General features: G+C 59.0%; 15 protein-coding genes. 3 read left to right on the top strand and 12 right to left on the bottom strand.

Features of this window, described 5'->3' with window-relative positions:
- Positions 1–7 precede the first annotated feature (7 nt).
- A complete protein-coding gene (locus ACR0K4_RS00685; protein WP_480852448.1) occupies positions 8–709 on the top strand; it encodes an SDR family NAD(P)-dependent oxidoreductase in 702 nt (233 codons plus the stop codon).
- On the opposite strand, the gene ACR0K4_RS00680 is transcribed toward ACR0K4_RS00685, so the two are convergent.
- From ACR0K4_RS00680 to yajC, 10 genes are all read right to left on the bottom strand, one after another.
- Complete coding sequence (locus ACR0K4_RS00680; protein ID WP_480515761.1) at positions 704–1,246, bottom strand: DsbE family thiol:disulfide interchange protein; 543 nt, start codon at positions 1,244–1,246, stop codon at positions 704–706. The genes ACR0K4_RS00685 and ACR0K4_RS00680 overlap by 6 nt on opposite strands.
- Positions 1,239–1,397 (bottom strand): heme exporter protein CcmD, encoded by a 159-nt coding sequence (gene ccmD, locus ACR0K4_RS00675; protein ID WP_480515762.1) that lies wholly within the window; start codon positions 1,395–1,397, stop codon positions 1,239–1,241. The genes ACR0K4_RS00680 and ccmD overlap by 8 nt, the downstream gene beginning before the upstream one ends.
- A complete protein-coding gene (locus tag ACR0K4_RS00670; RefSeq protein ID WP_480852447.1) occupies positions 1,394–2,167 on the bottom strand; it encodes a heme ABC transporter permease in 774 nt (257 codons plus the stop codon). The genes ccmD and ACR0K4_RS00670 overlap by 4 nt, the downstream gene beginning before the upstream one ends.
- A gap of 61 nt (positions 2,168–2,228) precedes the next feature.
- The gene (gene ccmB / locus ACR0K4_RS00665) at positions 2,229–2,885 is read right to left on the bottom strand and encodes a heme exporter protein CcmB (protein ID WP_480852446.1); all 657 of its coding nucleotides are present in this window, start codon (positions 2,883–2,885) and stop codon (positions 2,229–2,231) included.
- Positions 2,882–3,496, bottom strand: coding sequence for a heme ABC exporter ATP-binding protein CcmA (ccmA, locus tag ACR0K4_RS00660; RefSeq protein WP_480515765.1), 615 nt, complete (start codon positions 3,494–3,496; stop codon positions 2,882–2,884). The genes ccmB and ccmA overlap by 4 nt, the downstream gene beginning before the upstream one ends.
- 144 nt (positions 3,497–3,640) lie before the next feature.
- Positions 3,641–3,994 (bottom strand): Mth938-like domain-containing protein, encoded by a 354-nt coding sequence (locus ACR0K4_RS00655; RefSeq protein ID WP_480515766.1) that lies wholly within the window; start codon positions 3,992–3,994, stop codon positions 3,641–3,643.
- A gap of 9 nt (positions 3,995–4,003) precedes the next feature.
- The gene (locus ACR0K4_RS00650; RefSeq protein ID WP_480852445.1) at positions 4,004–4,711 is read right to left on the bottom strand and encodes a TSUP family transporter; all 708 of its coding nucleotides are present in this window, start codon (positions 4,709–4,711) and stop codon (positions 4,004–4,006) included.
- A gap of 31 nt (positions 4,712–4,742) precedes the next feature.
- Positions 4,743–5,711: a protein translocase subunit SecF gene (secF, locus tag ACR0K4_RS00645; protein ID WP_480515768.1), complete on the bottom strand. Its 969-nt coding sequence runs from the start codon at positions 5,709–5,711 to the stop codon at positions 4,743–4,745.
- Between the two features lies 1 nt (position 5,712).
- Positions 5,713–7,374: a protein translocase subunit SecD gene (gene secD / locus ACR0K4_RS00640; protein ID WP_480852444.1), complete on the bottom strand. Its 1,662-nt coding sequence runs from the start codon at positions 7,372–7,374 to the stop codon at positions 5,713–5,715.
- Positions 7,375–7,407: 33 nt separating this feature from the next.
- The gene (gene yajC / locus ACR0K4_RS00635) at positions 7,408–7,695 is read right to left on the bottom strand and encodes a preprotein translocase subunit YajC (RefSeq protein WP_480515770.1); all 288 of its coding nucleotides are present in this window, start codon (positions 7,693–7,695) and stop codon (positions 7,408–7,410) included.
- A gap of 202 nt (positions 7,696–7,897) precedes the next feature.
- Between yajC and ACR0K4_RS00630 the strand changes: the two genes are divergently transcribed.
- Both ACR0K4_RS00630 and serS read left to right on the top strand, forming a co-directional pair.
- On the top strand, positions 7,898–9,559 hold the full coding sequence (locus ACR0K4_RS00630) for a mechanosensitive ion channel family protein (protein ID WP_480852443.1): 1,662 nt from the start codon (positions 7,898–7,900) through the stop codon (positions 9,557–9,559).
- A 72-nt stretch (positions 9,560–9,631) separates the two neighbouring features.
- A complete protein-coding gene (serS, locus tag ACR0K4_RS00625; RefSeq protein WP_480852442.1) occupies positions 9,632–10,924 on the top strand; it encodes a serine--tRNA ligase in 1,293 nt (430 codons plus the stop codon).
- 56 nt (positions 10,925–10,980) lie between these two features.
- Here serS and ACR0K4_RS00620 read toward each other — a convergent pair whose 3' ends face one another.
- Both ACR0K4_RS00620 and ACR0K4_RS00615 read right to left on the bottom strand, forming a co-directional pair.
- On the bottom strand, positions 10,981–11,541 hold the full coding sequence (locus ACR0K4_RS00620) for a helix-hairpin-helix domain-containing protein (RefSeq protein WP_480852441.1): 561 nt from the start codon (positions 11,539–11,541) through the stop codon (positions 10,981–10,983).
- 80 nt (positions 11,542–11,621) lie between these two features.
- Complete coding sequence (locus ACR0K4_RS00615) at positions 11,622–12,608, bottom strand: fatty acid desaturase (RefSeq protein ID WP_480852703.1); 987 nt, start codon at positions 12,606–12,608, stop codon at positions 11,622–11,624.
- Positions 12,609–12,688: the final 80 nt, after the last annotated feature.

Raw genomic sequence — 12,688 nt, 5'->3', positions numbered from 1 at the left:
GGTGGTCATGGATAAGGTGGCATTGGTAACGGGTGGCGCGCGCGGTATTGGCCGCGCGATCGTCGAAGATTTGCGCCGTGATCATCATGTTGCTTTCTCGTGGCTTTCTACGCGGCCGGACACGGAGATGTTACAGCCTGACGTGCTGGCAATACGCTCGGACCTGACCGACGCGGATCAGCCTGTGGCCGTGGTTGAGCAGGTGATGGAGCGGTTCGGGCGGCTGGATGTGATCGTGAACAATGCGGGATTGGTCCAGTCGACCCCGAAAGAGGATTTTCAGGCTAAGGCGCATCGGGCGATTCTGGATCTGAACTTGCTTGCACCAGCGGCCCTATTAGCGGCAGCATTGCCACATCTGCAACGCGGGGCTGCGATTGTCAGCATTTCCTCGATGAATGCGGTGTTGCCACCTCTGGGAGCGGCCACTTATGGGGCCAGCAAAGCCGCGCTGAACTTATGGACCCGCGCCATGGCCAAAGAGTTAGGGTCCGCCGGGATACGTGTGAACGCGGTCGCGCCGGGTGCGATCAACATTCCCGAAGCACCTCGTTCCGAGGAACTGACTGAGCTTTTCGTCAAGGATACGGCCCTGGGCCGTGCAGGCGAACCCGACGATATTGCGAAGGTGGTCAGGTTTCTGGCATCGGATGCAGCGTCGTTCATCACCGGTGAGGTACTGGCCGTCACCGGTGGCTATCGTTTATGAGCCGCCTGCGGCTTTCTCAAGCGCCGGGCGAATCGTGCTTTCGATGACGCGCTGCGTGATCGGCCCGGCAAAGCGCAAAAGGATCGTACCCTCACCGTCGATCACGTAGGTTTCGGGCACGCCATAAACGCCCCAGTCAAGCCCCATGCGGCCCTGTTCATCCCGTCCGATGCCTTTATAGGGATCGCCGAGCTCGGTCAGGAAGCCTTCGGCATTGTCGAGCTTGTCTTTGTAGTTGATGCCGTAAACAGGGATGCCCTCGTCCGACAATGCCTGCAGGTTGGGGTGCTCGACGCGGCAGGGCGCGCACCAGCTGGCCCAGTAGTTGACCAGCTTGACCTCGCCGTCCCTCAGGGTGGCATCGTCGAAATTCGGTTTGCCCTGAAATTCCGTCAGCATAACCGGCGGCGCGGGCTGACCTTCGCGCGCCGACGGCAGCGCGTTTGGGTCCTCACGGAACATGCCGATCCCGGCCAGGACCGCGAATGCGCCGAAAATCAGCGGTGGAGCAATCATCAGGGGCGAGATTTTAGCCATTGGTCGTCATCCGGCTTTCAATCTGCTCCATCTCGGCCCGCACCTTTCGGCCTTTTGCGACGCTGAACAGAATCAAGGCCAACAGCAACCCGATGGAGACAACATAGGACCAAAGAACTGTGTCTGCGTATTTTCCAAGATCGGGGATCATCCGTTTACCCTTTCACGTGCAAGCAGCGCCTTGACGCGGCGGGCGCGGATCTCCGTCCCGGTGCGATACAGGACCAGCGCGACAAACAGCAAGACGAATCCGATGATGCACAGCAGCAGCGGATAGAAATAGATGTTGCTGACTTTCTCTTCAGTATCCGCTCCGGTGACGGCGGCGGCCCGCATCACCGATGCGCCCTGATGCAGGCCCTGATTCCAGAAATTAACTGCATAGCGGCTGAGGAGGGCGAAAACCGATCCCACCAAACACAGGATCGAAGTGAGGTCTGCCGCGGTATCGGGGTCCTCGATCGCCTCCCACAGGGCGACGTAACCTAGATAGAACAGGAACAGAATCAGGAAAGACGTCAGGCGCGGATCCCAGGCCCACCAGGTGCCCCACATGGGTTGCCCCCAGATGGCGCCCGTCGCCAGCGCGATCAGCGTCATGACGATGCCGATGGGGGCCGCCGCGCGCGCCGCCAGAGCACTGACGTGGTGGCGGCGGATCAGCCAGACCAGCGATGTTGCCAGCATCATCAGCCAGCAATTGATTGCCATCAGCGCCGACGGAACATGCAGATAGATGATCTTGACGGTCGAGCCCTGTTTGTAGTCATCCGGGGTAAAGAAGAACCCCCAGATCAGCCCTACGATGATGCAGACAAGCGACGTGACCCAGAAGAACGGCATGACCCGTTCGCTGGTCGCCAGAAACTTGCGCGGGTTGGCGTATTCCCAGAGGGCGTTGGCTTTGGCTGCGATAGACATGGGCCTTATCTAGTCCGAGTCGGGTGCGTTCTCAATTGACATCGGTCAAAGTTTGGAGACGTCACCGAAGGTTGATGCGAAGAACCGCAGCGCTGGCGAAAGGAAGCAGAGCGATTGTGGCCGCTGTGATACCGGCCAGCATCAGCAAAGGTGTCAGCGTCTCCATTCCTGTGGCGCCGCGCCGGGCAACCTCGGCCCCGTAGATCAGGGTTGGAACGTAGAGTGGGAGCACCAGCAGCGAAAGCAGTAGGCCTCCGCGCTTCAGACCGACGGTGAGGGCAGCACCGAACGTGCCGATGACGCTCATGGCTGGGGTGCCGATCAATAGCGACATTACGAGCCACGAGAACCCGGGCACGGGCAGGTTCAGCAGCACTCCCAGAAAAGGGGCCGCCAGCACCAGTGGCAAGCCCGTGGTGAGCCAGTGGGCCAGCGCCTTGATGGTCACGACCGCCTCAAGCGGCAGCGGTGCGGTGGCGAGCAGGTCGAGCGATCCGTCCTCCCAGTCGAGCGCCAACAGACGGTCAAGCGACAACAGGCAGGCCAGCAAAGCACCCAGCCACAAAACACCCGGCGCGATGGTCGACAGCAGCGAGGATTGCGGACCGACAGAGAACGGCACCAGAACGGTGACGATCAGGAAGAAGGCCAGCCCCAGACCGAACCCCCCGCCCGCGCGGAAGGCCAGTTTCAGGTCGCGCAGCAGCAGGGCGATCACAGGAAGCCTCCGTCAAAATCTTCGATGGGTTTGGGTTTGGCCTTGTTGGGGCCGACATCCAGAACCTCTCCGTCCAGACCAAGGTCGATATGAGTTGCAATCAGGGCCGCGCCATCTTGCCCCAGATGCGCGCGGACAGCGTCAGCGAACATTTGCACCGCGTTTTTGTCCAGCGAGACTGTGGGCTCGTCAAGCATCCAGATCGGACGACCTGTGACCAGCATCCGCGCCAGACCGAGGCGGCGTTTCTGCCCGGCAGAAAGGTTACCGGCATGGCGATCCGCCAGATCGTTCAGGGCAAAGACATCCAGCGCGGGCTGGATATCGTTGGTACCGAACACCGAGGCCCAGAAGCTGAGATTTTCAACAACGGTCAATGTAGGTTTCAGGCCGTCGGAATGCGAGGCATAGGCAATCTGATCTTCGGCCCCTTCGATGTGCCCCGCCAGTGGCGGTTGCAGACCAGCCAGCGTGCGCAGCAGAGTGGTTTTGCCGATCCCGTTCGGGCCACGCAGTATCAACGCCCGCCCGGCGCTGAGCGAAAAGCTGAGCCCTTCGAGGACGGGGATGCCGCCACGGGCAATGGCCAGATCGGTAACAGTCAGAGTCATGATGCCCGCTTAGCGGATTGTGGATGCGGGCAAAAGGTCGGAATTGCCGCAGAGCGGTGGTGTGGGGCTGTGTGGCGGCGCGGGAGTGAGGGGCCAGCCCCTCACGCTCCCCGGGATATTTGTGGCCAGATGAAGAGCGGATATTCAGACCGGGATCAGGGCGAGCGCGATGCGGCGGCCTTCGGAGAGCAGCACATTGTAAGTGCGGCATGCGGCGGGGGAATTCATGATCTCGACGCCAATGCCTGCCTGTTCCAGCTTGTTGCGCAGCGTGGGCGGGATGTGGTGGAGTTCCGCACCGGTTCCAATGAGCAGAACGTCTACATGCGCGGCCAATTGCAGCAGCGGTTCGATATCTGTGTATCCGCCCCACGGGGCAGTCCCCGACGGACCGGTTAGAACCTGCCCGTTATACAGTTTGCCGCCGATGCGGAAGAAGCCGGGGCCATAGCCGTCAACCGGGGTTGCGTTGGTGTATGTGATCTCATTCAGCCGCATAGGGCGTTCTTAGCCCCAAAGGGGCAGGCCCGACAAGGCGGCAAGCGCAATCGCCAGATAAGCGGCAGCGCGGTAGAGTTTCTCCTGTTCAGGTCGAAACATCCAGCCGCCAAGCCAGTTCCCAGCCAGATTGGGCACCGCCAGAACCAAACCCAGAAGAACAGCCGGCAATGTTATGCGGCCCATGCCGCTGAGATAGCCAAGCAGCAGGAAATCGAAGGCGAACAGAAACAGCAGGATTGTCGCACGGATCACCGCCACTGGCAGCGGACGGGACATGTAGAACAGAATCACCGCCGGACCCGGCAGACCTGCCGCACCGCCCAGAAACCCCGCAGCACCTCCGATGCCTGCCACCATCGCCCGGCCGACATGGCCATGATAGCGCAGGCCAAGGATGAGAATGGCCAGCATGATCATTGCAAGCAGGCTGACGGCATATCGAAATACATCCGCATCCACCCGCGTCAGGACCCAGAGACCAACCGGCAGAACCAGCGCGCATCCCGCAAGCAGGCGGAACAGATCACCCCGGTTCACCTCACGCCATGCGCGGCGCAGATTTGGCAAGGGGCCGAAGATGTCCATGATCGTCAAGCCGATCAAGGCGCCGAACGGGCCCAGGAACGGCGTTGCGATGGGCAGAAAGATCAGTGCTGTTCCAAAGCCTGAAAAACCCCGCACAATACCGCCGAGAAAGGCCGCCAATAAGATCACGGCCAGTCCCGTGGGGGACTGGCCAAAAAATTCAGGCGTCGATGTTTGCAAACTGGTTGCCCGCCGTATTCGACGGTTTAGACCAGTCGCGTTTGACCCCCAGCCACAGCAGGATGGTCGAGGCCACAAAGACCGAGGAATACGTCCCCACGATCACACCCCAGATCATCGCGAACACAAAGCCACGGATGACGTCTCCGCCCAACACATAGAGCGAAATCAGCGCCAGCAGCGTGGTGACCGAGGTCATCACCGTCCGGCTGAGCGTTTCGTTGATCGAGATGTTGAGAACCTCTTTGAGGTCTTTCTTCTTGTACTTCCGCAGGTTCTCGCGCACGCGGTCAAAGACAACCACGGTGTCGTTCAGCGAATAGCCGACAATAGTCAGAAGGGCCGCGATAATGGCCAGGTCAAACCGGATTTGCAGCTCCGAGAAGATGCCAATGGTCAGGATTACGTCATGGACCAGAGCAGCCACTGCGCCAAGCGCGAACTGCCATTCAAACCGTAGCCAGATGTACACCAGGACCGCTCCGATGGCCAACGCCACTGCGATGACGGCGGTCTGGATCAGTTCACCCGAGACTTTAGGGCCGACGGATTCGACGGACACGAACTGGATGTCAGGCACCGCCCCCTGCAGGGCTTGCTCGACCGCAGTGACGGTCGCCGCCGAGACGGCCTCGGCGTCGGCTTGCGCCTGAATGCGGATCATCGCGACATTTTCGTCTTCGCCGAAGGTCGGGTCAAAGATTTCGGTGATGGTCACATCGCCCAGTTCCAGCGGAGTAATCGCATCGCGATAAGCGCCGATGTCGATTTCCTGCGCGGATTGGGTCCGGATCGTGGTGCCGCCCCGGAAGTCGATGCCGAAGTTCAATCCCTGCAGCAGGAACGAAGTGAAGGCGATCACCATCATCAGGCCCGAGATGCCCAGCCAGACTTTCCAGCGGCTGAAGAAATCGAACGAGGTGTTTTGCGGTACGAGTTTCAGTCTCATGTCAAACCTCGATCGTTTTCGGACGGCGGCGTTCGAACCAGATCACGATCATCAGACGCGTCACGAAGATCGCGGTGAAGACCGAGGTCAGGATGCCCAGGCCCAGAGTGATGGCAAAGCCCCGCACCGGGCCACTGCCCATGGCAAACAGGATCGTCGCGGTGATGAAAGTGGTGACGTTGGCGTCCAGAATGGCCGACAACGCCTTTTCATAGCCCAGTTCAATCGCACGGGCTGGCCCTCTGGCAGATTTCAGCTCCTCGCGGATACGCTCGAAGATCAGCACGTTTGCGTCCACCGCCATGCCGACCGTCAGAACGATCCCGGCGATGCCCGGCAGGGTCAGCGTGGCCCCGATCAGTGACAGCAGGCCGAACAGCAGACCGACGTTCAGGATCAGAGCAATATTGGCAAACAAACCAAACAGGCCATAGCTGAGTGCCATGAAGACCAGCACCGCGGCAAAGGCCACTAGGGTTGCAACCTTACCCGCATCAATGCTGTCCTGCCCAAGTTCCGGGCCGATGGTACGTTCTTCGAGGAATTCCAGACCCGCAGGCAGCGCACCGGCGCGCAGCAGGACGGCCAGATTGGTGCTTTCCTCGACTGTGAAATTACCGGTGATGATTCCCGACCCGCCGGGAATATGGCTTTGGATCACGGGGGCCGAGATCACTTCGTCATCCAGAACGATGGCAAAAGGCGCGCCGATATTTTCAAGCGTGTAGTCGCCAAACTTGCGTGCGCCGGACGTGTTGAACCGGAAGCTGACGGCCGGGCGACCGTTCTGATCGAAAGAGGGCTGCGCGTCGACCAGTTCTTCGCCGGTGACGACGGGGGCAGACTCGATGATGTAAAACACGCCGTTTTCGTCAATCGAGGGGACGACCTCTTGCCCGATGCCGGGTACCGCGTCGGGGTCGGTTCCGCGCGAGACGACCGGATTGAAGGTCAGCTGCGCCGTGGTTCCAATGATCTCTTTCAACTCACCCGCGCTGCCAATGCCGGGCACCTGAATCAGGATACGATCCGTTCCCTGCCGCTGAATGGTCGGTTCACGCGTGCCGACCTCGTCGATACGGCGGCGAATGATTTCCAGTGACTGGCGCACAGTACGATCATCCGAGGCCAGTTTCTCGGCTTCGGAGAGTTGCACGACAATTGTATCGCCATCGGCGCGGGCTTCGATGTCGGTTGCGCCGACGCCGGTCAGGGTTTGTACCTGCCGAGCCAGTCCGCGCACCACTTCCAGCGCACGTGACATGCCCTCGGGCTGGCTGATGCGGACGCGAATCTCATCCGGGGCCGAGTCCTGACGGCGGATAGTGCCCACAGTCGCCCGTTCATCTCGCAACGCGTCGCGGATTTCCGGCCACATCGCATCCATGCGGGATTCGTATACATCGGCGACCCGAACCTCGGCCAGCAGATGCGCACCACCACGCAAATCGAGGCCCAGATTAACAAGCGAAGATGGCAGCCAGTTTGGCCATTGCGCAGCCTCGGCCTGCATCTCGGGGGTATCAACGCCAAGCTCGATCGCCGCTTTGGCATCGTTCGATTGCTCGACTCGCGTATAAAACGCATTCGGCAGGGCCAAGAGCAGGCCGATCACACAGACCGACCAGATCAGAACCCGCTTCCAGGTGTCAATTTGCAGCATTACCCTGCCTTTTCAAGGAATTGTGGCGCGAAGTTACTTCGCGGGTTCAGTTTTGTTCAGAACCTGCGCAATGGTGGCTTTGACCACACGAACCTTGACGCCGTCGGCGATTTCCACCTCGACCTCGGTTTCGCCTTCCTTGACCTTCGAGACTTTGCCGATCAGCCCGCCCTGCGTGACGATCTGATCGCCGCGGCGCACGGCCTCGACCATGGCCTGATGTTCCTTCATCTTTTTCTGCTGCGGACGGATCAGCAGAAAATACATGATCGCGAAAATCAGGATCAGCGGGAGAAACTGGGCGATAGCGCCACCTTCCATGGGATATTCCTTTTGGTTTGCTGTTGCGGAAGGGCTCCGCCAATTTTGCGAGAACCTATTCTTTGAACTGCCTGTTTGCAAGGAATGGCAGGGCAGGTTTTTTCGCCGAATGCCATATAATGATCAAAGAATTGGCCAGGCGTTGCAGTTAAGTCCTATGAACACGTGTTTGCGTCGATATAGTTGGGCGGCAGGAGATCCAATGACGCACATTCGCCAGTATCCCGGTCTGACAATACGCCTGTTGGCCATCGCTTTGTGGCTTGGGATGTTCGCTGTCTCCGCCTTCGCTCAGGACGCAACCAATCCTGCGGCAGAGCTGGAAGAGGAATCGGACAGTTTCAAGGCTCCGGTCATCGTCGATGGCGAAACTCTTTTCTTTTTGCGTGGCTCCAGCGCCCTGCCCGCACCAGAGCGCGCCGAAAACGTTCAGAACAACATCATTGCCGCGGCCGAAGCATCCGATGCGCCGGGCGTGACCATCACCTATCAAGAGACCGAACTGGGAACGATGATCCTGGTCAACGGCACGCAGGTTTCGCTGGTCACCGACGCCGATGCGGAACTGGACCAGATGCAACTGGACGTCCTCAGCGTTCTGCACGGAACCGCCATTGAAGAAGCCATTGTGGCCTATCGCGCCAACCGAACAGAGGAGGCTCTGGTTTCAGGGACCATTGAGGCGATCGCCTGGACGGTCGGGTTTGCTCTGTTTGTTGTTGTCATCTTTTGGCTGCACCGTCGTATTCGGCGACGCACGCTGCGATTTGTGAGCCGCCACCTGAAAGATGTCGAAACAGCCACAGCCAAAAGCGTTCAGGCCGAGGCGATTGCCGCCCTGGTCCGTTATGGCCTTAACTTTATTCTTTTGGTGATCTTCTTTCTGGGCTTTTACTACTACCTGTCCTTCGTTCTTCTGTCCTTTGCCGAAACCCGGTATTTCGCGCAATTGCTGCTGACCTACCTGACCGAACCGGTACTGGTGATTTTCAAGGGCGTCATAAGCTACATCCCCAACCTGATCATGCTGGCCCTCATCACATGGGTGACCCTGTATGTCATCAAAGGGATGCGCGTGTTCTTTGATGCGGTCGAGGCCGGCACTTTCGAGATGCGAGATTTTGAAAGCCATTGGGTGAACCCGACATTCAATATCGCGCGCGTCGTTGTCATTCTGATCGCGTTGGTGTTTGCGGTCCCATACATCCCAGGCTCGGATTCGGCTGCGTTTCAGGGGCTGACCATTCTGGTGGGCGCGATGCTGTCGCTGGGCGCGAACTCGGTCGTGTCGAACATGCTGGCAGGGCTTTTTGTGATCTATCGCCGGTCTACCTCGATCGGGGATCGCATCCAGATCGGCGATCATATCGGCGATGTGGTGCAGATCAAGCTGATGGAGACGCATCTGAAATCGATCAAGAATGAGCTGATCTCGATCCCGAACGCACAGTTGATGAATTCGGATGTGGTGAACTTCTCGAAGAAAACCGATGGCAGCGGGTTGCTGCTGCACACGACGGTCGGGATTGGCTATGAAGAACCCCCCGAGAAGGTCGAGGCCATGCTGATCGAAGCCGCACGCCGCACCAAAGGGATCAAAGCCAAGCCCGAACCCTTTGTTCTGTGGACCGCTTTGGCCGACTACGCGATCAATTATCAAATCAACGGTTACACCACGCGTGGCAGCATCATTCCGAAAATCCGCTCGGACCTGCATCGCAATATCGTGGCCGTGTTCAATGAGAACAATGTGCAGATCATGACGCCATCCTACATGGCTGACCCGCCCGAGCCGAAGATCCCGGCTGAAGACTGGGATGGACATCTGGCGCATGAATCCCACGAGGATGCCGATAAGTCGTAACCGGCGCTACACCCTGCCTGTCAGATGGTGCATAAGCGGTTTCAGTGATTCACGCATTCAAGGATCTGAGACATGCACGACATCCGCGCCATTCGCGAAAACCCTGCCGCCTTCGACGCCGCTCTTGCGCGCCGTGGGGACGCGCCGGTGTCGTCAGACCTGCTGAGGCTGGACGAAAGCCGCAGGGCCAAGATTCTGGCCGCCGAAACCGCGCAGGCCGAACAGAACAAGGCCAGCAAAGAGGTCGGTGCCGCCAAGGGCCGCGGTGATGAGGCCGAGTTCGAACGCCTACGCGCCTTGGTCGCCGAGAAAAAGGCCGAGATCGCGCGGATGCAGAACGAGGCCAAGGATCTGGACGCCCTGCTGACCGACCAGTTGGCGCGCATTGCCAACCTGCCCTCCGATGATGTGCCTGAAGGCGCCGACGAGGATGACAATGTCGAAGTCAACCGCTGGGGCACGCCACGCGCGTTCGATTTTGCTCCGAAGGAACACTACGAAATCCCCGCTGTTGCCGCCGCGATGGATTTCGAAACGGCCGCCAAATCCAGCGGCAGCCGGTTCGTGAACCTATCCAAGGGCGTTGCCCGCATTCACCGGGCGCTGGCGCAGTTCATGCTGGACACGCATATCGACAAGAACGGCCTGACCGAAACGCAGACCCCTGTTCTGGTGCGCGATGAGGCCATGTACGGCACAGACAAACTGCCCAAATTCGGTGATGACAGCTATCAGACGACCAATGGATGGTGGCTGATCCCCACCTCCGAGGTCACGCTGACCTATTCGGTCGCAGGCGACATTCTGGAGGAGGCCGCGCTGCCCATCCGCATGACCGCCCACACGGTCTGTTTCCGGTCCGAGGCGGGCAGCGCCGGCAAGGACACCGCCGGAATGTTGCGCCAGCACCAGTTCGAAAAGGTCGAGATGGTCTCGGTCACGCATCCAGACAAGTCGGACGATGAACAAAAGCGCATGCTGCGCTGTGCCGAAGACCTGCTGGAGCAATTGGGTATTCCCTACCGCACAGTGATCTTGTGCACCGGCGATATGGGTTTTGGCGCGCGCCGCACCTTTGACATCGAGGCGTGGTTGCCCGGTCAGGACGCCTATCGCGAGATCAGTTCGGTCTCGACCACCGGTGCGTTTCAGGCTCGCCGCATGAACGCGCGGTTCCGTCCAGAAGCGGGCGGCAAGCCCGAATACGTGCATACGCTGAACGGTTCGGGCCTGGCGGTGGGCCGCTGTCTGATCGCCGTTCTGGAAAACGGCCAGAATGCTGATGGCACCGTGACCCTGCCGGACGTTCTGGGCCCTTATCTGGGCGGCAAGCAGACCCTGCAATTGGATGGCACGCTGGCATAAGAAATCCGGCGCGGGCTGGACCGCGCCGGACCCGAATGACCAAGGGCGAGGAAGGGTTACTTCTTCGCCTTTTTCTTGTCTTTCTTCTTATCCTTGGACTTGTCTTTCTTTTTGTCGTCCTTTTTCTTTTCGGCTTTCTTCTTGTTGTCTTTCTTGGGCTTTTTACCCTTCTTGGCCTTGGCTTTTACCTTTTCCTTAGCACTTGAGAACACGGCCTCCATCTCAGCACGTTTCTTGGCGGCTTTTTCCGCTTTTGCTTTGGCCTTGGCCTTTTTCTTGGCTTTTGCCGCGGCTGCTTCGGCGGCCGCCTTTTCTTCAGCCGCTTTGCGCGCCGCTTCTTCTGCGCGTTTCTCGGCCGCTGCGGCCGCTATGGTCTTGCGCGCCGGCTTGCGGGGCGCCGGTTTGCGGGCTGTTCGCGGGGGTGTCGCAGGTTTCGCCGCGCAGGTTTCTTTCGCCGCCGCGATCAGTACAGCCGCACGCGCCATTCCAATTCGGGGCACCTTGACCAGATCGTTCGGACTTGCTTTGGCGATGGATTCTGCCGTTTTGAAGCCATTGGCACTCAGCGCTTTTCCAAGCGCCTCTCCTACACCTTTTACGTCGGTCACAGCGGTCATTTTCTGTCCTTTCCTTGTCCCAATGGCAACCTGTCTGCGCACGGCATATACAGTGCTGCAAATCTTATCGATCAGGTCGCTTAATTGCTATGAGCCAGATCAACGGAATGATTCTTTTTCGGGAAAGGAACCAACCGCTTGGCGTCCTCGTCCCAAAGTTTCAGGCTCAGCGCCGTCACCGCCTCGGGAAACTTGATCCGGCGCGGTGTGTATTCGAGTGGCAAATTATAGTGGCATGCGCGCAAACGGTATGACGGAATGCGGGCGTTAAAGTGATGGATGTCATGCAAGGTGATGCAGGCCACCGCATTGTCGAACCACCATCCAAAATCCAGCGCTGAGGAACCCTGCAAAGCTGCCAGTTGTGGATCGAGGTCCGGTCGCCGGTCCCAATACGTGTCCTCGAAATTGTGCTGCAGATAGACAAGGAATACCCCGAGCATGCCGCCCAGAAAGGAAAACGCCAGCCACACCAGGACGCCAGTGGTACCCGCAATCAGGTAGAGCAGACCAAGGAACACGATGATCGAAAGGTTATGCAGGATCACGCCGGTTGCGCCAAACCGTACCGTATTTTTGGGCCAGCGATAGCGGATGAAATACGTAAACAACGCCCCCACGGGCACCAGAATGAACGGGTTCCTATAAAGCCTGTAGAAAAAACGGGTTTTCCAGTCGGCCTCGTCCCATTCGCGCAGCGTCATTGTATGGATTTCGCCGGTTTCGCGGTGCTCAAGATTACCGATCCCGGAATGATGCAGGTTGTGGTTCTGCTTCATCACCTCAAACGGCGCAAAGGTGAACGGCGACAGGCCGTGGCCCGCCCATTCATTCTGCGCGCGCGTCTCGAACAGAGAGTGGTGCCCGCAATCGTGCTGCAGCACGTAGAGACGCACGGCAGAGAAGGCAAAAACGACCCCAGCCGGGATCATGACATACCAGCGATCCACATAGACGATCGCCAGAGTCAGCGATGCGAAATACACCGCAAAAGTTGCGAAATAGCTGAGCGCGGCCAGCCGGTTGTCCTGTACCGCGTATTGTCGTGTATATTCCCTCAGATCCATCACGCCCGCTCCCCAGGGTGGTCAGGTTATGTCGTATCTCAAAATGATATGCGGACAACCCGCAAACAAGGTGTGTGCGA

This window comes from Ruegeria sp. K11, from assembly GCF_056531905.1.
The sequence above is the reverse complement of the archived record's forward strand: the minus strand, read 5'-3'. Positions and strand labels throughout refer to the sequence as shown.

Coding starts and splice junctions, on each gene's coding strand:
- ACR0K4_RS00685 (WP_480852448.1), top strand. CDS start 8: ATGGATAAGGTGGCATTGGTAACGGGTGGCGCGCGCGGTATTGGCCGC.
- ACR0K4_RS00680 (WP_480515761.1), bottom strand. CDS start 1,246: ATGGCTAAAATCTCGCCCCTGATGATTGCTCCACCGCTGATTTTCGGC.
- ccmD (WP_480515762.1), bottom strand. CDS start 1,397: ATGATCCCCGATCTTGGAAAATACGCAGACACAGTTCTTTGGTCCTAT.
- ACR0K4_RS00670 (WP_480852447.1), bottom strand. CDS start 2,167: ATGTCTATCGCAGCCAAAGCCAACGCCCTCTGGGAATACGCCAACCCG.
- ccmA (WP_480515765.1), bottom strand. CDS start 3,496: ATGACTCTGACTGTTACCGATCTGGCCATTGCCCGTGGCGGCATCCCC.
- ACR0K4_RS00655 (WP_480515766.1), bottom strand. CDS start 3,994: ATGCGGCTGAATGAGATCACATACACCAACGCAACCCCGGTTGACGGC.
- secF (WP_480515768.1), bottom strand. CDS start 5,711: ATGAGACTGAAACTCGTACCGCAAAACACCTCGTTCGATTTCTTCAGC.
- secD (WP_480852444.1), bottom strand. CDS start 7,374: ATGCTGCAAATTGACACCTGGAAGCGGGTTCTGATCTGGTCGGTCTGT.
- yajC (WP_480515770.1), bottom strand. CDS start 7,695: ATGGAAGGTGGCGCTATCGCCCAGTTTCTCCCGCTGATCCTGATTTTC.
- ACR0K4_RS00630 (WP_480852443.1), top strand. CDS start 7,898: ATGACGCACATTCGCCAGTATCCCGGTCTGACAATACGCCTGTTGGCC.
- serS (WP_480852442.1), top strand. CDS start 9,632: ATGCACGACATCCGCGCCATTCGCGAAAACCCTGCCGCCTTCGACGCC.
- ACR0K4_RS00620 (WP_480852441.1), bottom strand. CDS start 11,541: ATGACCGCTGTGACCGACGTAAAAGGTGTAGGAGAGGCGCTTGGAAAA.
- ACR0K4_RS00615 (WP_480852703.1), bottom strand. CDS start 12,608: ATGGATCTGAGGGAATATACACGACAATACGCGGTACAGGACAACCGG.